We start from the raw sequence: 17,278 nt of genomic DNA on the forward strand, positions 1-17,278 counted from the left end.
GTTCGATCGAATGAAAAAAAAGCGACGCACGGATCGTTGCGTCCGGGCCTCGCGTTCATGCCGCCGCGGGCCAGCGAAAAAAATGGGCCAACAATAACGGCACTTTTCGCTCGAACTTGAGCCCGGATCAGCCCTTAGCCGAGATTTTTCGGCGCTATTTCGCAAATCCCTGAAACGTCGCGCCTGGCGTCCATTCCGTCACGTTGACGTCACACATTCGCGACGATAATCCCCGCGCCCGAAAGCACAAAAACATAGGGGCGTCCCGCTAAAAGCGGGGGACGTTGTATTTCCAGACTTCGGGGATTCTCAAATGACCATCCGTCACCGCATCACGCTTCTCGTCATTCTGATGCTCGTCGCGCTATCCGCCATTGGTGGATACGCTGTGCTTCAGACCCGCACCAGCGCCGTCAACGTCAGGCAGGTTACCCAGGGCGTCGTGCCGAGCGCGCTCGCGTCGGCAGACCTCGTGTCGCAGGTCAAGGACGTTCAGCTCGCGATGATGACCCTCGTCTATGCGCCTGACGCGAACATGGTCTCGCAGGCGCAAGACCTTCTGAAGAGCAAGGAAGCCTCGTTGCAGGCGGCGCTCGACGTGCAGGCGAGGGCCGCGCAAGGTCAGGCCCAAACCGGGCTCGTGAGCCAGGCGCGCGAGAGCCTCGCGAATTATTTCAGCGCGGTCAACGACACCGCGAAGATGAAGGCCGACGGCAAGACCGAACTGGCGCAAGCCTATCTGTTCGCGAACGTCGCCCAATACCGCGATGAACTCGAAGGCATCGTCGAGACGCTGCGGATCGAGAAAAACCGCCAGAAGGACGCCGCGATCGACGAACTGAACAGCGCGCTTGCCACCACGACGACGGCGATCGCCGCCGCCACCGGCGCGGCCATCGTCGTGCTGGTGCTGATCAGCGCGCTGCTGTATCGCCAGATCACCCGTCCGCTGAGCCGCATGCAAGTGGAGATGAGCGAGATCGCGGCGAGCCAGGACTTCACCCGCCGCGTGCCGGTCGGCCGCATGGACGAGATCGGTCATTCGATCGTCGCGTTCAACGGCATGATCGAGAAGATCCAGCAAAGCTCGCTGCAGTTGAAGCAGAAGACCGCCGATATCCAGGCGATGCTGCAAAACATGCAGCAGGGGATTCTGACGGTGGTCGAAGGCGTGATCGTGCATCCGGAGTACTCCGCCTATCTCGAGGCGATCTTCGAGACTCGCGAGATTGCGGGCCGTCCGTTGCTCGATCTCGTGTTCGGCGGCACCGATATCAACAGCGATGCGCTCGCGCAGATCGAAGCGGCGCTGCAGGCATGCATCGGTGAAGACAGCATGAACTTCGAGTTCAATCAGCACCTGCTCGTCAACGAGATCGCGAAGCCGATGGCCGATGGCCGCGTGAAGACGCTCGATCTGAGCTGGTCGGCCATCACCGACGAAAACGACGTGGTACTGCGTTTGATGCTGTGCGTGCGCGACGTGACCGAACTGCGCGCGCTCGCCGCCGAGGCCGGCGAACAGAAGCGCCGGCTGGAGATGATCGGCGAGATTCTCGCGGTGAGCCAGGAGAAGTTCCATCACTTCGTCGAAAGCGCGACGGACTTTATCAGCGAGAACGAACGGATCATCCGCCAGCATCACGAGCCGAGTCACGAAGCCGTCGCCGAACTGTTCCGCAACATGCATACCGTCAAGGGCAATGCGCGCACGTACAGTCTTCAGCATCTGACCGGCATCGTCCACGAAACCGAACAGCGCTACGACGCGCTGCGCCGCGCGGACAGCAGCGAGGCGTGGGACCAGCAGTTGCTGATCGAGGACCTGCAGCGCGTGAAGGCGGCGCTCGAGACCTACGCGACCATCAACGAAGTGAGTCTCGGCCGCAAGGGCCCGGGCCAGAGCGGCGCGGGGGAGGGCTATCTGATCGTGGATCGCGAATCGATCCAGAAGCAGTTGGAACTGCTCGAAAGCGCCGATCCGGCCGACCGCGACGCACTCGTGTCGATGCGCGAATCGTTGCAGCGTGAGCTGCGTCTGTTGGGCACCGAATCGATCTACGAAGCGCTCGCGGGCCTGCTCGAATCGCTGCCGTCTCTGGCGGCCGAACTCGGCAAGGAAGCGCCGGTCGTCAGCATCGACAACAACGGCTACCGCGTGCGCAACGAGGTCAGCCATACGCTGCGCAATGTGTTCACGCATCTGCTGCGCAATTCGGTCGACCACGGTATCGAGCCCGCCGCCGAGCGTGTTGCGAACGGCAAGGACGCGGCGGGCGTCATCGAGCTGGAAGTGGGCGTCGACCATCACGCGCTGCAGATCACCATCAGCGACGACGGCCGCGGCCTCGCGCTCGCGAAAATTCGTGCGGCCGCGATCGAACGCGGCTGGATCGACGCCGACGCCGCGCTGAGCGACGAAGCGATTGCCGAGTTGATCTTCCGTTCCGGTTTTTCGACCGCGCAGACCGTCAGCGAGATTTCGGGCCGAGGCGTCGGCATGGATGCGGTGCGCGATTTCGTGCGGCGCGAGCAGGGTCGCATCGAATTGCGCTTCACCGACGATCGTCGCGGCGCGGACTATCGCCGCTTTCAGACCGTCGTGTCGTTTCCCGAAGACTGGGCGGTGGACAGTCTCGACGCGTCCGCCGATCAAGCGCGGCAGCGTGATGCGGATGCGGATGCGGATGCGGTGGCAGGCTAACGGCCTGATGGATTGAACGAAGCGATGGGAGCAGGTTGTGTTTGAAAGTTATCTTCTGGCGGCAGGCCTTGGCGGTATCGTCTGCGCACTCGCCACGCGAATGATTTATCGTCGGAAGCTTCGCGCTGGCGCGCAAGCGCAGCGTCTCGACGCGCTCGCGCGGCAGGCCCTCGAACAGCAACTCGATGCGGCGGTCCGGCTCGCCGAGCAGGCGAACAGCGAGCGCGCCGCGCTGGAGGCGATGCTCGCGGATTTGCGCGCGCAGGCCGAGCAGTGCGCGCAGGATCGCGAAGCGTTGCAGGCGGTGCTCGACGCTGCGAGCGCGCGAAGCGACGAATGGCTGCAGCATGCGACGCGCATCGCGCAGGAGGCGTCTCGTCTGAAGACGCTGACCATCACGTTCGAGCGTTGGCACGAGCAGATGATCTCGCTGATGTCGCAGAATCGCGACATGCACAAGAAGAACCAGGATCTGTCGTCGATCGTGCAGCACGTGCTGATCGTTTCGCTGAATGCTTCGATCGAAGCGGCGCGCGCCGGCACCGCGGGTCGCGGCTTTTCGATCGTCGCGGGCGAAGTGCGTTCTTTGGCGTCGCGCTCGCAGGAGTTGTCGAAGAGCTATCGCGAGAGCCTGCATCGCAACGACCTGACGACGGCCGCGACGTTCCAGGACATCCAGGCCGGCGGCAAGATGATCACCGCATCGCTCGGCGGCGTCGAACTGCTGGCGACCCAGTTTCAATCCCGCCTCGAGCAGGCCGCAGCGTGATTACCGATCAGGCAAAGCAAAGCATCGCGGACATCTTCTGTCACGCGGCTCGCGCAAGATTGCCCGCCACGCCGGGCGACGCGTGCGAGATCACCGCGGTGCCGAGGTGGGATCGCGATCATCCGGCCGGACCCTGCGCGATGGCGCTAACGATCTCGTCGATCGGTTTTCGTCTGCTGTTCGTGCTGCACTTCGGCCAGGACGACGCGACGCGCGAATACTACGCCAGCAGCGATACGACGCGTTCGCTGTCGGAAACGCTGATGGAACTCGGCAACCTGTGTTGCGGCTACATGAACCAGCAACTGGTCAATCATTTCCCCGATCTGGGCATGTCGACGCCGTATGAATTGAACAGCGCCTGTGTTGAGTATCTGGACGAGTTGCGGCCCGATCACGTGTGGGCGTACGAGCTGACGATCGGCGGTGCGGTCCGACTGGGCGTCACGCTATGTCTATGCGCGCAGGCGCCACTCGATTTCAAGGCTGAGCTGGCCACGGCCGACGAGGCCGAAGGCGAACTCGAACTCTTCTAGCAACACATCGTCGAGTCCGGCGAACTCGATCTGTATTGATACGACGCGTCAGTGACGCAAGGAAATGTTATGGCAAAGATTCTGGTGGTGGACGATTCGAGCACGGTACGCGATGAAGTTGCGGGCTTTCTGGCGAAAAACGGCCTCGATGTCGCGACGGCCATCGACGGCAAGGATGGCCTTGTCAAGCTGAAGACGGATTCGAGTATTCGCCTGATCGTCAGTGACGTGAACATGCCGAACATGGACGGCCTGACGATGGTCGAAAAAATCCGCGGCGAGCTCGCGAACAAGACCGTCAACGTGATCATGCTGACGACCGAAAGCAGCCCCGCGATGAAGGAGCGCGGCAAGGCCGCCGGCGTGAAGGGCTGGATCGTCAAGCCGTTCAAGGGCGATGCGGTGCTGGAGACGTTCAGGAAACTGGCGGGTTGACGGGGCAGTGTGCGGCGAGCGCCGCCGCACACGGGTGCCGCGTCAGAACGTTTCGTGATGCTCGTTGCGCCCAATGTCCGCCTGCACCATCATCTGGCACAGCTGTTCGAGCGGGGTTTGGGGCTGCCAGCCGAGCGTGTCGCGCGCCTTGTCCGCGCAGCCGATCAGCAGGTCCACTTCGGCCGGCCGATAGAACTTCGGATTCACACGCACGAGCGTCTTGCCGGTCGCGACGTCGATGCCGGTCTCGCGCTCATCCTTGCCCGACCATTCGAGCTGATAGCCGGCCGCCGTGAACGCCATGCGCACGAAGTCGCGAACCGTTTCGGTGCGGCCCGTCGCGAGCACGAAGGTGTCGGGCGCGTCGGCCTGCAGCATGCGCCACATGCCCTCGACGTATTCGAGCGCGAAACCCCAGTCGCGCCGCGCGCTCAGATTGCCGAGTTCGAGCACGTCCAGTTTGCCGAGCTTGATCTTCGCGACCGTGTCGGTGATCTTGCGCGTGACGAATTCGCGGCCGCGTAGCGGCGATTCGTGATTGAACAGAATGCCGCTGCTCGCGAACAGGTTGTACGACTCGCGATAGTTGATCGTCGACCAGTGCGCGAACAGCTTCGCGACACCATACGGGCTGCGCGGATAGAACGGCGTGCTCTCGCGTTGCGGCACCGCCTGCACGAGACCGAACATCTCGGAGGTCGACGCCTGGTAAAAGCGCGTCTTCGGGCTCAGGATACGCAGGCCTTCGAGCAGATTCAGCGCGCCGATGCCGGTCACTTCGGCGGTGGTCACGGGCTGGTCGAACGACACGCCGACGAAACTCTGCGCGGCGAGGTTGTACAACTCGTCTGCCTGCGTGCTGTCGAGCAGACGCAGCGTCGAGCCAAGGTCGGTGAGGTCGTGTTCGACCAGACGCAGATTCGGATGGTCGAGCACGCCAAGCTCACGCATGCGCCAGAAGTTGACAGAACTCGTGCGCCGGTAGGTGCCGGTCACGTGATAGCCCTTGTCGAGCAGCAGCCGGGTCAGATAGGCGCCGTCCTGTCCGGAGACGCCGGTGATGATCGCTTTGCGTGGTTGGCTCATAGCTTGCCTTCTGGTTTGTGAATGGAAAAGAACGGAGCGCGCCTAAAAACGTGGCTCAATGTGTGTGGTCCAGCAGCAGCCGCACCAACGGTTCGACGACCCGATAATCCTGTTCGGCCTTCAGCCGGTACAACTCCGGCTTCGGATGCGCGCCGTCCGACATCAGTGTTTTCCAGTCGGGCAGGCTGCTCACATACGCGTATTGATCGACGAGCGGCACCTGCTGTTCGGCGGCCACGCGTCGCGTCATCGCGACCATCGCGGCGAGCCGCGTGTTGAGCCGGTTGTCGGGCATCGGGTTCGAGGTTTGCAAAACCGGCTCCTTGCCGAGCGCTCGCGCGGTTTGCACGAGCGTCGTTTCGGCCGCGTAGAACTGCTCGGGCGTCTGGTTCTGCATCACTTCGTTGATGCCGTAGTTGATCAGCACGATGCGCGCGTGCGATGCGCCGAGGCGTTCGCGCCACGGCAGGCCTGCCGTCGGTCCAGCGCGACGGTTGCCGGTGCCGTCGCGCAACTGTGTGGCCATCGTGCCGCCAACGCCATAGTTCGTGACGCGCACGCGCTCGCCGTCATGCTCGTACAACGCTTGCTGCAGATACGTCACCGCGTTGCGCGCTTGCGCGGCGCAATGGCCATCGCTACAGGTGATACCCAGCGTGGTCGAATCGCCGTAGGCGTCGATCAGCACTTGCGTCGGTGATGGCGTTGGCGGCTCGGCCGTGGCCGCGCTCGTGGTCGGCGCGAGCAGCGTCAGCGCCGACACGACGCCCAGCACGCCAGCGGCAATCGCAGCCCGGCGGTTCATGCGCGGCTTTGCGGTGTTTGCCGCGCAACGTTGGCGCCCGTGGCGGTCGTCGTTCGCGCACCGCGCGCGCCGAAAATCAACCGCTTCTCGAATGCGAACCATGTGATGCTCGCGTACACGAGCGTGATCGCGAGCGCGATCGCGGCGCTCAGATAGCGATTCAAATGCAGCGGCCACACCATGTAGAGCACGCTCAGATGGATCAGATAGATCGTGTAGCTGATGGTGCCGACATAAACGAGCACGCGATTGCATAACAGCCGCTTCACGATGCCCTTGCTCTGCAGCGCGATCACGACGATCGACGTGCACAGCACCAGCGACACGCTATAAAGCCCCGCATTCGACAACGGCGTATTGGCCGCGCGAAAACGCGGGAAGTGCAGATGCAGCCAGGCCAGCACCGCGAGCGCGGCCAGAGCGCCGAGCACCGCGAGTCCCTTGAACGATTCGAGCGCATTGCGATCGCGCCGCACGGCAACCGCGAGCAGCGCGCCGGCCGCGAGCAGATCCATGCGAAACGGCGTCAGGTAATAGATCGGCCAGAACGAATCGAACCACGGCGTCGCGAGCGCGCGCAACAGGGGCACCAGCACGATCAGCGCGGCCGCCACGTAGCCGAGTAAGCGCTCGGGGACGAGCAGGATCACGAACGGCCAGAAGATATAGAACTGCTCTTCGACCGCGAGCGACCACAGCACGTTGAGGCTGTCGTGACCGCTTTGATTCAGCGCATCGCCGATATTGGTCGCGAAAAACGCGTACCAGTACCAGTGCTGCGCCCACGCGAGGCCGAACAGCACCGACGACACGGCCATCAGCAGCAGGTACGGCGGCAGGATGCGGCGCGCGCGCCGCGTATAGAAATAGCGGAAATACGACTGCTGACGCGACTTGCGATCGAGCAGGATGCCGCTGATCAGGAAGCCGCTCAGAACGAAAAACAGATCGACGCCCATCCATAGCGGCGCCTTCAACGCGTGCTGGGCGAACACCGCGAGCACGGCGATCGCGCGCAGGCCGTCGAGCTGCACGATGCGGGAATGGGAGGGCGCGAGGGGCAATGCGCTGGCTGTCATGAACCGTCCATGGTGTAAAGCGGATGGGCCGGGCGAAGGGCCGCGCGGTTCGCATCGAATGGCCGGCGAACAGGCGAGCGCTTCGCGTCGCAACGGAAGTGCAATCGATTCTAGGGAAAAGAAAGTCGAGAAAAAACCCGCAGGAATTAGATAAATGAACCAAATTGAAACAGGGAATTTCTTTAGCACATTCTGTGCAGAATAATATGTTTGTATCGTCAGAATATGGTAGTCCGCAATAGATGCCGATTGCATGATATAGCCTCGACAGGCGGGTCGAATTGTCACGCCGTAACGCAAGCGCCGTGGCATCTGTGTTTCTATCGATTTTTTAAAATCAACTATTTCCTGATGGATTAGCCCGGCGAATATTTTTGAATTATTTTCGATTTTCGTCGCCGCATTTTTTCCGCGTAACGTAGCCGTGTGGATGTCTGTCTTCAGACGCCGCGCTTCAATCGGTTGCGCTTCGATTCGCGTTACCGCCTCACTGAATTTCGCCCCGAGCGGGCACAGGTCCGCGTGCATTGCGTTGAACGGACATCGACTGGGGGAACCGCCTTGCTTCGTTTCACGTTCAAAAGCTGGCTCATGCTGACCGTTTGCGTTGCCGGAGTCGTCGCGGCATCGGCCAGTCTGCCGGCTTGCGCCGAAACCGCGTTGAACGCGAAGACCTCATGGATCGGCAACAGCTTCGGCTTCGGCGATGGCGGATGGACGCAGATCAACATCACCGCGATCGCGGTTACGCCCGATGGCAAGGTGTACACGAACGCGCCGTGGGACGAAAGCGGCGCCGAAGCGAGCGTGTACCAGGATGGCAAGATGCTCGGCTTCGCGGGCGGCACGCATGGCTGGGGCAACGCCGGCGGTAATGCGATCGCGCTCAACCGGAAGTATGCGTTCGTCGCGATCGCGGTCGGCAATGAGAAGGGGCGGCTGGTCGAACCGGGCGTGTGGCCGGACAAGGGCAAGCAATGGTTCGGCATTTCGCGGCGTCTGATCAACGATCCGAAGCGCGTCGCGCCGTTTCAGCCCGCCGCGAAGAACACGGACCCGCATGCGCAGCTCGCGGCCGGTTTTCTGATGATGAACGAAGTGGCGACCGGCACGAACGCGGAGATCGGCGGGCTCGCCGCGAACGACACGACGCTGTTCGCGGCCAATACCGCGCGCAATCGCATCGAAGTCTACGATGCCGAGTCGATGCAGCAGAAAGCGATGTGGAACGTGCATGAGCCCGGACGGCTCGCGCTCGCGCCCGACGGCACGCTGTGGGTGCTGAGCGGCACACGCGGCGATCGCGCACCGGGTATCGAGCACTACACGGCGAGCGGTCAGCGCATCGACGAGACGATCACGCTGTCGGCCGATACGGTTGCGGTCGACCTCGCCGTCGATGCGCAAGGCCGCATTCTGATCGCCGACAACGGTCCGCGCCAGCAGGTGTTGTTCTTGTCAAAGCGCGACGGCCGCTACACCGAGTCGGACACGCTCGGCGAACGCGGCGGCATTTTCAGCGGCGTCGCGGGAAAGCCCGGACCGTTGCGATTCAACGGGTTGACTGGCGTGGGTGTCGACGCGCGCGGCAACGTGTACGTGTCGACCAATGGCATCGGTCCGCGTTACGAGCCGATCGGCGCGGGCCTCGGCGCGACGCTCGAAAGCTATGCGGCGGATGGCAAACGCAACTGGCAGGTCGAGGGGCTGCTGTTCGTCGACGGCGCGTGGATCGATCCGGCCAGGCCCGACAGCGTCTATACCGGCAACAAGCGCTTCGAACTCGATCTGTCGAAGCCGTCGGGGCAGGACTGGAAATATGCGGGATTCCTGTCGAATCGGTTCAGATATCCGGACGATCCGGTGTTCCATACCGACCAGTATCCGGGCCTGCCGATCGCGCGGCGGCTGAAGGGGCACACGTTCCTCTATCTGACCGACATGTACGCGGACCATCTGAAGATCTATCGCTTCGATCCGCAGCACGACGGCGAAAGCGCGATTCCTTCCGGCTTTATCGCGGGCCGCCAGCGCGCGGTCGCGAAGGTGCCGAATGCGCCGCCGGGCGGTGACTGGATCTGGCGCGATACGAATGGCGACGGGCGCTTCGAGCGCGACGAATACACGCTGAACACGAGCGGCACGAAGCTCGCGGGCGGCTGGGGCTGGTGGGTCGATACCGCAGGCGACATCTGGCGCACCCGGGATACGAAGGGCATTTACCGCTTCCGCTTCGGCGGACTCGATGCGAAGGGCAATCCGGTCTACTCGTACTCGAACCTGACGCAGTACCCGGTGCCGCCGCCGTTCACCGAACTGCATCGCGCGATCTATGAACCGGACACCGACACGATGTACGTGAGCGGCTATACGGCCGATATGCCAACCGCGCAGGGCTTCTGGAAAGAAGTGGGGCGCGTGCTGGTGCGCTACGACAAGTGGTCGAGCGGCAAGCCGGTGCAGCGCTATGCGATTGCGCTGCCGTGGCAGACGCAGAGCAAGCCCATCGCGACGATCATCGGCTTCACCGTCGAGGGTCGATACGTGTTCGGCGTCGAGCCGGTCGGCGCGGTGCACGTGTGGGACAAGGACAGCGGCAAGGAACTCGGCGTGATCCGGCCGGGCCCCGAAGTGGGCCGCGCGTCGGGCTGGGTCGACGTGCCGAACGGTATCAGCGCGGCTAGGCGTGGCGATGGCGAGTACCTGGTGTTCGTCGAGGAAGACGCGCGCGGCAAGGTGCTGATGTATCGCTGGAAGCCTTGATGTGCGTTGGCCTCGCTGACGCAGCCCGGCGCCCAACCTAACCGTAAAACTCAAGGGACTCGATGGACAAAGGCATTCTCAGGAACGTGGCGATCAATTTTTTCGGGCTCGTGCTGCCAACGTTCGTGTCGCTCGTCACCGTGCCGTCGTATATCCGGCTGCTCGGCGTCGAGCGCTACGGCGTGATCAGTCTTGTGTGGACGCTGATCGGCTACTTCGGGATTCTCGATCTCGGCATGAGCATGGCGGCGCAGAACCATATTTCGAAAGCGCGCGCGTCGGGCGATCAGCAGGAAAGCGCGCGCGTGTTCTGGAGCGCGACGTGGCTCAATCTGGCGACCGGCGTGATCGGCGGTTTGATCATCTACTTCGGTGCGTTCCTGTACACCGCCTATTTCACGAAGGTATCGCCCGAGCTGCAGCACGAAGTCTATATGGCGCTGCCGTGGCTCGCGGTCGCGATTCCGATCGCGAACGTGTCGTGGGTGTTCGCGGGCGCGATCAATGGCGCGGAACGTTTCGGCGTCTACAACACGAACCAGACGATCGGCACGTTCCTGTTCCAGCTGTTGCCGCTCGGCGCCGCGCTGTGGCTCGGCGCCACCTTGCAGAATGTGCTCGCGGCGGCGGTGGTCGCGCGGATTCTCGCGGCGTTGCTGCTCGGCCGCTACGCGCTCAAAGTGCTTGAAATACGCAGCATTGAACCGCCGCGGCTCGGCGTCGCGAAGGGGCTGTTCAACTTCGGCGGCTGGATGCTGATCGCGAGCGTGACGACGATGGTCGCCGATTCGCTCGATCGCGTGATGCTCGGTTCACGACTCGGCGCGCGTTTCGTCACGTACTACACGGTGCCGCAGAACCTCGTCACGCGTCTGAACATCGTGCCGACCGCGCTGGTGCGCACGCTGTTTCCGCGCTTGTCCGCGGTCGGCCGCGCGGATGCCGACACGATCACGCAGCAGTCGCTCGAATTTCTCAACGGCGTGTTCACGCCAGTCGCGCTCGTCGCGATGCTGGTGCTCGAACCGTTCCTGCACCTGTGGGTCGGCAACGAGATCGCGACAGTCGCGGCGCCGGTGGGCCGCATCATGATCGTTGCCGTGTGGCTCGTCGGCCAGGCGAACGTGACGCGCATCCTGATCCAGTCGCAGGTCAATCCCGCCACCGCCGCGCGCGTCGGCCTCGTCGAGTTGCCGCTTTTCGCCGGCGCGTTGTGGTTCGGCATCACGCATTTCGGGCTGACGGGCGCGGCGGTCGCCGTCGCTGCTCGCGCGCTATTCGACTACGCGGTGCTGCTGCACTTCGCCGCGATCCGCGCGCGCCAGATCGTCCTCGACATGCTCGCCCATCTCGCCTTCCTGCTCGCCAGCCTGTGGCTCGCGAGCTTCCTGCCGAGCCTCGCGCTCGCGATCGCCGCTGGGCTGCTGATGGTCGGCGCGAACGTCGCGTGGTCGATCACGATGACGCCCGCCTTGCGCAATCTTGCGCGTTCACTGCTGTTGCGACTGAATCCGAGGAAAAGCGCATGAACCAAGACGTCCTTGAAAAAGACCTGTTGAGGCCTCCGACGCGCAGCGCGCTCGACGAACTGACGAGCGTACCCGGCATGCAGCCGGCACCGCGCCGCACCGCGCGACGCGCGAGCAAAGACGTGCGCATCGCGATCGTGCACGACTGGCTGGTCACCTACGCGGGCGCGGAGAAAGTGCTCGAGCAGATCATCGCGTGCTTTCCCGATGCGGATCTGTTCAGCCTCGTGGACTTTCTCGACGATCGCAGCTTCCTGCGCGGCAAGCCGGTGACGACGTCGTTCATCCAGAAGCTGCCGCTCGCGCGCACCAAGTACCGCTCGTATCTGCCGCTGATGCCGCTTGCGATCGAACAGCTCGACGTGTCGGCGTACGACGTCGTGATTTCGAGCAGCCACGCGGTCGCCAAGGGCATTCTGACCGGTCCCGACCAGGTGCATATCAGCTACGTGCATTCGCCGATCCGCTATGCGTGGGATTTGCAGCATCAGTATCTGCAGCAGTCGAAGCTGACCAACGGTCCGAAGTCGGCGCTGGCGCGGCTGATTCTGCATTACATGCGCAACTGGGACATCCGCACGTCGAACTCGGTGGACGGCTTCGTGGCGAACTCGGCGTTCATCGCGCGACGCATCAGGAAGGTGTATCAGCGCGACGCGCAGGTGATCTTCCCGCCAGTCGACGTCGACGCGTTCACGCTGTGTACGCAGAAGGAAGACTTTTATCTGACCGCGTCGCGGATGGTGCCGTACAAGAAAATCGATCTGATCGTCGAGGCGTTCGCGCAGATGCCCGAGCGCAAGCTCGTCGTGATCGGCGACGGACCCGACATGGCGAAGATCCGCGCGAAGGCCGGGCCGAACGTCGAGATCATGGGCTATCAGCCGTTCGAGGTGCTGAAGGACCGCATGAGCCGCGCGAAGGCATTCGTGTTCGCCGCCGAAGAGGACTTCGGCATTTCGGTGGTCGAGGCGCAGGCTTGCGGCACGCCGGTGATCGCATACGGCAAGGGCGGGGCGCTCGAAACCGTGCGCGAACTGTCCGAACCGAAGCCCACTGGCATGTTCTTCGATGAGCAGGATACCGACTCGATCATCGCGGCGGTCAATCGTTTCGACGAAGTCGCGCACCGGTTGCTGCCCGAGAATTGCCGCGGCAACGCCGAGCAGTTTTCGGCCGCGCATTTCCGCGAGCGCTTTTTCTCGCATGTGCGCGCGTCGGTGCCCGCGTTGGGCACGGCGACGTTGCCGGCCTATGTGCCGTATCGGCCGGGCGCGCTACGCGCGGCGAACGTGCCGCGCATTCTCGCCGTCGATCAGAGCGGCGTGCTCGGCGGCGCCGAGCTGTCACTACTCGAAATCGTCAAGGCGCTGCGTTCGCACGTCGAAGTCGTGCTGTTCGACGACGGTCCGTTCAACGCCGCGCTCGCGAAGACCGGTGTCGAGGTCACCGTACTCGATGCCGGCGCGCTGAAAAATGTGCGCAAGCAGGGTGGTTCGCTGCCGAAAGGACAGGCGCTGAAAGGGCTCATATCGCTTGTGCGCGCCACTGCGAAACGCGCGCGCAAGGTTGACGTGATCTACGCGAACACGCAGCGCGCGATGGTGATCGGCGCAGTGGCCGGCAAGCTCGCGAGACGGCCGGTGGTGTGGCATCTGCGCGACATCGTCAGCGCCGAGCATTTCGGCGGCAAGCAGCTCGCGATCATCAAGTGGTGCGCGCGGCTCGGCCTCACGCATGTGATCGCCAATTCGGCCGCGTCGGCGCAGGCGTTCGCGAAGCTCACGCGATTCGACAGCGGTCGCATCGACGTCGTATTCAACGGGATTGCCGCGGAGCCGTTCGACGCGTTGCGCACGGTGCCGCAAGCCGTGCTGCGCGAACGGCTGAATCTGCCGCGCGACGCGTTTCTCGTCGGCTCGTTCAGCAGGCTTGCGCGTTGGAAGGGGCAGCATGTGCTGCTCGAAGCGATGGTGCTCAATCCGCAGATGCATGCGGTGCTGGTCGGCGCGGCGCTGTTCGGCGAGGACCAGTACGAGATCGAGCTGCGGTCGTTCGTCGCCGCGCACAAGCTTGGCGGACGGGTGCATTTTCTTGGCTTCCAGCACGATATCGCCGCGTGCATGTGCGCGGTCGACGCGGTCGTGCATACGTCGATCACGCCCGAGCCGTTCGGGCGCGTGATCGTCGAGGGCATGCTCGCGCAGCGGCCCGTCGTGGCATCGCGCGCGGGCGGCGTGCTCGAAATCATCGACGACTACGAGAACGGCGTGCTGTGTACGCCGGGCGACGCGCATGCGCTCGCCGATACGCTCGCCGAATTGCGCTCGAACGGCGACTTGCGCGACAAACTGGTCAGGAACGGCTATCGGACCGCGCAGGAGCGTTTCGGCACGCGCAGCTATGTGGATGGGGTCGCGCAGATTCTGACGGGCGTGGCAGCGCGGTGATGAGGTGATTTTTACGCGAGGGTAGACGAGGGCTTGGCCAGTCCTTGCTTGGCGTAGCGGAGCGAAAGTCTTGATGGACTTTCGCTCCGTTTTTTTTATGGCGGCCAGAAAGTCATAAAAAATCGAATATGAGATCCCGTAAGCAGCCAGGTCTCCCGGCTCGCCACAGGCGTCCCAATACTTTCGCGTTCTTGTGGCTCGATTGGACGTTTCCTAAGCTATCAAGATGGATCAAACCAATTGATCATCTAAAAGGATCGCAGTCAATAGAGTTAATACGAAACACACCGGTTTTGACAAACATTGACGTTAGTTATGGTAACCACTTGTTGGCGCATGGTTTCAACGGCTAGAGACAACACAAATGCAGCATGGAGTCTTTTTGTTGAGCCGCGATACCGGAAAGATGCGTATGAGCATGCGTTTCGCGAAACATCGTTAATATCTGTCAAAACAGTTCTATCTCAATTTAAAGTCGTTGACTGTGTCATGTTTTAGATGGTTAATTCCCCGTGTGTGCTCTGGAAAATCAGCGAAGGTCAAATGGAACAACAGAAACAGGATGAAACCGGGGGCAAGGAAGAGTGTCTGCTTTGCCGTATCACCTATTCAGTCTACTCAAATTTCCCGCCAATGCCGTCCGCAATGGCGCTGAACGCCGAAACCGGCGAATGGTTTCCGTTCGATAGGCTGAAGTCGTATTCAAGCGGTTACGAGATGGCGGAAGCCCTCGGTTACGCATGGGCGTGCGATTGTCGCGGGCGTGCCCCCAAACGGTTCAATGAGCAGTTCGAGCTAAGAGACTTCACTGGCAAGCGACAGGCAGGGGTGCGTTACCGCGTACGCGCGGGTTCGAGGGTCGTTGCGAAAGGCGTCACGGATGCCCAGGGGCGCACCCAGCGTGTTTCAACAGGTGACGCAAAGCAGGTTTTTATCGATGTTGCCGGGTCATAGGGGCGGAGAGCAGGTAAGTCTTTTATTACGAGAAAGCAGATGACAAATGAATTTTTCAACAAAAATAGCCAATATCTCAAGACCGACGAGAATGAAGAATGGACCGAGGTCGGAACAGCCATTACCAATACAACTCTGGGGTCAATATCCAATGTCGTCATCAATACGACGCCTATTTGTCCAAACATGAGCAACAAGGAATTCAGAAAAGAGGTCATGCGGGCACGCGATGCTGGCGTTTTGTTGATTAAGGAGCGCATTGCAGCAGTGGCACGTTGGGACGCAAAAGAGCGGGACCGTGCCGAAATTTATTTCGCTCGCGCAGATGAAGAAATCCGAAGCACTTTGGCTGCTGGCCTGCCGCGCCTGCTCGCTGCGATGCAGGAGCTTGTACCGGAAAAGATTGTTCGATGGGATAGCGAATTGAACAGGAGCCTTGCATGCACAGTCGCGCTAGATAGCGGCGACAATCACGCCGCAGTGTGCAAACCCGATTCCGCAAAGCGCGTTATCGCTATCTACTCGAAGTTTTCATTATACGGATACTTTTAATTCGATCGATGAGGTATATGCAGACACCGAGTCAGGGGCGAAGTACTTTGCAAAAAATCATCGTGATATCGCAATCAGGAATGCAGACAACATAACCGGCTATATTGCAACATTCGATGGGCGAAATATCAGATGAGTAAGAAGGTGAAAGTGAGGGGCAGTGTTGTGATCGTAGCGCTTGCCATTTTGCCTTGTCTTTATGGATCGGCTGGCGCATGCACGATCGGGGAAGAAGCAGAGGTAGAGTTGCCATTCAATACAACTGTGCTTACTAACGCAAACAGGCTCGCAATCAAGAATGCCACAGTTGAGGCGAAAAAATGGCCAGACGTTCAGATTCAGGCGGTGATAATGGCTGGCGCATATACTGCCGAGCGCAATATGGACCGATTGAAAGAAAGCCGTGCGAGGAACGTGAAATCGTATTTGGAGCAGCTTGGTGTCAGGAGTGAAAATATTCTGATCGAGAAACATACTTTTACAGACGAGATGGTAGTAAAGGGCGCTGATGGCAAACCGAGTTACCGTCAGGTTTTCGTAGAATTCAAGCCAATCTGTAAGGGTAGCTGCGCGTGGATGTGTGACGATCCAAGAGTTACGCCACGAACCAAGCTTATCAACCCGTAACCGAGCAACGGCACACCGATGAAATCCGCGGTGATACTGGTGGCGGCTTTGGCCGCCCTATCTAGCAACGCACATGCTGCTCAGTCTTACGACAGCTACGAAGCCTTCTACGTTGCCCAACCGGGGGCAGTGTTTGGCGACCCGATCAAACGGAGCGGTGACCCGACCGAGCAAAACGCCGGCGTAGTCTATTCCTACCCAGGCGAGCCAGGCATCTTTGCGAAGCTACAAGCCAAACTGGAACGGAATACGCTAAATATTGAACTCTGGGGAAATCGCCTGGCAGTCAACGGCAAATCTTATCGCTTTGCGGACGCTACAACGTTTCCCGGAGAGCATGTGTCCGAAATCTTTCCGCAATCAGCCAATGTATTCATTGCCGCGCGAACCGATACTCATCCGCCCCTACTCTGCATGGAAGGGCACGGCAGCGGTTCGGGCGAAGCTGCAAGTCGATACCAGCAGATCTCACTCCTGGTAAACCCTCTTGCGCGCAACCCGACGTTTCTGCATCTGCCAAGTCTACTTTCTTCATGTCGGGCCGTAGTGGCGACGAAGGACGGCAAGCTTGCGTTTCCGAAGAACAGTTACGTTTTCGACGATGCACAGGCATCCCGCCTGGGCCTGCTAGTGTCGTACTACACGTTTGAGAATCAGCGCTTTGTCCCGGTCCCAGCTTTAAAGCAACTCCGGCTCAGATTTGCGCATCCGGAAATACCCTTTCAATTTTCCATTCAGGACAAGGACTAAGTATCGGCGGTGCTACGTCATCGCCGCGGAGAGCGGGCTCTCATGAATAGAAAGCTGAGTTGCAGAGATAGCGCGTTGGCGGCCCTGAATACGGCGGCGGAGTAAACAACGTTTAGCACAGAGAGTCGGCGCCGGGTTGTTCTGCACGTTGCTTGTTCCGACTGCTTACGCAGAAGGGTCGATTAGCTTCAACGATAACATCGTGCCGATGCTGAAGGATCGCCCGCTATTCAAGGAAT

General features: G+C 61.2%; 14 protein-coding genes. 11 read left to right on the forward strand and 3 right to left on the reverse strand.

Features of this window, described 5'->3' with window-relative positions:
- Window positions 1-313: 313 nt before the first annotated feature.
- The 4 genes from F6X42_RS16680 (at window position 314) to F6X42_RS16695 (ending at window position 4,444) form a co-directional block, all read left to right on the forward strand.
- A complete protein-coding gene (locus F6X42_RS16680; RefSeq protein ID WP_187635276.1) occupies window positions 314-2,704 on the forward strand; it encodes an ATP-binding protein in 2,391 nt (796 codons plus the stop codon).
- A 37-nt stretch (window positions 2,705-2,741) separates the two neighbouring features.
- Window positions 2,742-3,473, forward strand: a complete 732-nt coding sequence (locus tag F6X42_RS16685) for a methyl-accepting chemotaxis protein (RefSeq protein WP_187635277.1) — start codon at window positions 2,742-2,744, stop codon at window positions 3,471-3,473.
- Window positions 3,470-4,009 carry a hypothetical protein gene (locus F6X42_RS16690; protein ID WP_187635278.1) on the forward strand — a complete coding sequence of 180 codons (540 nt, stop codon included), beginning with the start codon at window positions 3,470-3,472 and terminating at the stop codon, window positions 4,007-4,009. The genes F6X42_RS16685 and F6X42_RS16690 overlap by 4 nt, the downstream gene beginning before the upstream one ends.
- 69 nt (window positions 4,010-4,078) lie before the next feature.
- Window positions 4,079-4,444 (forward strand): response regulator, encoded by a 366-nt coding sequence (locus tag F6X42_RS16695; protein ID WP_187635279.1) that lies wholly within the window; start codon window positions 4,079-4,081, stop codon window positions 4,442-4,444.
- A 42-nt stretch (window positions 4,445-4,486) separates the two neighbouring features.
- Here the strand turns inward: F6X42_RS16695 and gmd are convergent, their stop codons facing one another.
- The 3 genes from gmd to F6X42_RS16710 are packed head-to-tail and all read right to left on the reverse strand — an operon-like array spanning window position 4,487 to window position 7,414.
- On the reverse strand, window positions 4,487-5,530 hold the full coding sequence (gmd, locus tag F6X42_RS16700; RefSeq protein WP_187635280.1) for a GDP-mannose 4,6-dehydratase: 1,044 nt from the start codon (window positions 5,528-5,530) through the stop codon (window positions 4,487-4,489).
- Window positions 5,531-5,585: 55 nt separating this feature from the next.
- On the reverse strand, window positions 5,586-6,335 hold the full coding sequence (locus F6X42_RS16705; protein ID WP_187635281.1) for an SGNH/GDSL hydrolase family protein: 750 nt from the start codon (window positions 6,333-6,335) through the stop codon (window positions 5,586-5,588).
- Window positions 6,332-7,414 (reverse strand): acyltransferase family protein, encoded by a 1,083-nt coding sequence (locus F6X42_RS16710; RefSeq protein WP_187635282.1) that lies wholly within the window; start codon window positions 7,412-7,414, stop codon window positions 6,332-6,334. Before F6X42_RS16710 ends, F6X42_RS16705 begins: the two co-directional genes overlap by 4 nt.
- 561 nt (window positions 7,415-7,975) lie before the next feature.
- Here F6X42_RS16710 and F6X42_RS16715 point away from each other — a divergent pair.
- The 7 genes from F6X42_RS16715 (at window position 7,976) to F6X42_RS16745 (ending at window position 17,039) form a co-directional block, all read left to right on the forward strand.
- Window positions 7,976-10,177, forward strand: a complete 2,202-nt coding sequence (locus F6X42_RS16715) for an NHL repeat-containing protein (RefSeq protein ID WP_187635283.1) — start codon at window positions 7,976-7,978, stop codon at window positions 10,175-10,177.
- 62 nt (window positions 10,178-10,239) lie between these two features.
- Entirely contained in the window at window positions 10,240-11,706 is a 1,467-nt protein-coding gene (locus tag F6X42_RS16720; protein ID WP_187635284.1) for a flippase, read from the forward strand.
- Window positions 11,703-14,156 (forward strand): glycosyltransferase family 4 protein, encoded by a 2,454-nt coding sequence (locus tag F6X42_RS16725; RefSeq protein ID WP_187635285.1) that lies wholly within the window; start codon window positions 11,703-11,705, stop codon window positions 14,154-14,156. The genes F6X42_RS16720 and F6X42_RS16725 overlap by 4 nt, the downstream gene beginning before the upstream one ends.
- A gap of 543 nt (window positions 14,157-14,699) precedes the next feature.
- The gene (locus F6X42_RS16730; protein ID WP_187635286.1) at window positions 14,700-15,110 is read left to right on the forward strand and encodes a hypothetical protein; all 411 of its coding nucleotides are present in this window, start codon (window positions 14,700-14,702) and stop codon (window positions 15,108-15,110) included.
- Window positions 15,111-15,149: 39 nt separating this feature from the next.
- The gene (locus tag F6X42_RS16735; RefSeq protein ID WP_246530108.1) at window positions 15,150-15,662 is read left to right on the forward strand and encodes a M35 family metalloendopeptidase; all 513 of its coding nucleotides are present in this window, start codon (window positions 15,150-15,152) and stop codon (window positions 15,660-15,662) included.
- A 132-nt stretch (window positions 15,663-15,794) separates the two neighbouring features.
- Window positions 15,795-16,289 carry an OmpA family protein gene (locus F6X42_RS16740; RefSeq protein WP_187635287.1) on the forward strand — a complete coding sequence of 165 codons (495 nt, stop codon included), beginning with the start codon at window positions 15,795-15,797 and terminating at the stop codon, window positions 16,287-16,289.
- An 18-nt stretch (window positions 16,290-16,307) separates the two neighbouring features.
- The gene (locus F6X42_RS16745) at window positions 16,308-17,039 is read left to right on the forward strand and encodes a hypothetical protein (RefSeq protein ID WP_187635288.1); all 732 of its coding nucleotides are present in this window, start codon (window positions 16,308-16,310) and stop codon (window positions 17,037-17,039) included.
- Window positions 17,040-17,278: the final 239 nt, after the last annotated feature.

This window comes from Paraburkholderia podalyriae (assembly GCF_014397785.1).
In the GTDB taxonomy this organism is placed as follows: Bacteria; Pseudomonadota; Gammaproteobacteria; order Burkholderiales; family Burkholderiaceae; genus Paraburkholderia; species Paraburkholderia podalyriae.

Bases quoted from the DNA above. Each gene is read 5' to 3' on its own strand.
- F6X42_RS16680 (WP_187635276.1), top strand. From the start codon at position 314: ATGACCATCCGTCACCGCATCACGCTTCTCGTCATTCTGATGCTCGTC.
- F6X42_RS16695 (WP_187635279.1), top strand. From the start codon at position 4,079: ATGGCAAAGATTCTGGTGGTGGACGATTCGAGCACGGTACGCGATGAA.
- gmd (WP_187635280.1), bottom strand. From the start codon at position 5,530: ATGAGCCAACCACGCAAAGCGATCATCACCGGCGTCTCCGGACAGGAC.
- F6X42_RS16705 (WP_187635281.1), bottom strand. From the start codon at position 6,335: ATGAACCGCCGGGCTGCGATTGCCGCTGGCGTGCTGGGCGTCGTGTCG.
- F6X42_RS16710 (WP_187635282.1), bottom strand. From the start codon at position 7,414: ATGACAGCCAGCGCATTGCCCCTCGCGCCCTCCCATTCCCGCATCGTG.
- F6X42_RS16720 (WP_187635284.1), top strand. From the start codon at position 10,240: ATGGACAAAGGCATTCTCAGGAACGTGGCGATCAATTTTTTCGGGCTC.
- F6X42_RS16725 (WP_187635285.1), top strand. From the start codon at position 11,703: ATGAACCAAGACGTCCTTGAAAAAGACCTGTTGAGGCCTCCGACGCGC.
- F6X42_RS16730 (WP_187635286.1), top strand. From the start codon at position 14,700: ATGGAACAACAGAAACAGGATGAAACCGGGGGCAAGGAAGAGTGTCTG.
- F6X42_RS16735 (WP_246530108.1), top strand. From the start codon at position 15,150: ATGACAAATGAATTTTTCAACAAAAATAGCCAATATCTCAAGACCGAC.
- F6X42_RS16740 (WP_187635287.1), top strand. From the start codon at position 15,795: ATGAGTAAGAAGGTGAAAGTGAGGGGCAGTGTTGTGATCGTAGCGCTT.
- F6X42_RS16745 (WP_187635288.1), top strand. From the start codon at position 16,308: ATGAAATCCGCGGTGATACTGGTGGCGGCTTTGGCCGCCCTATCTAGC.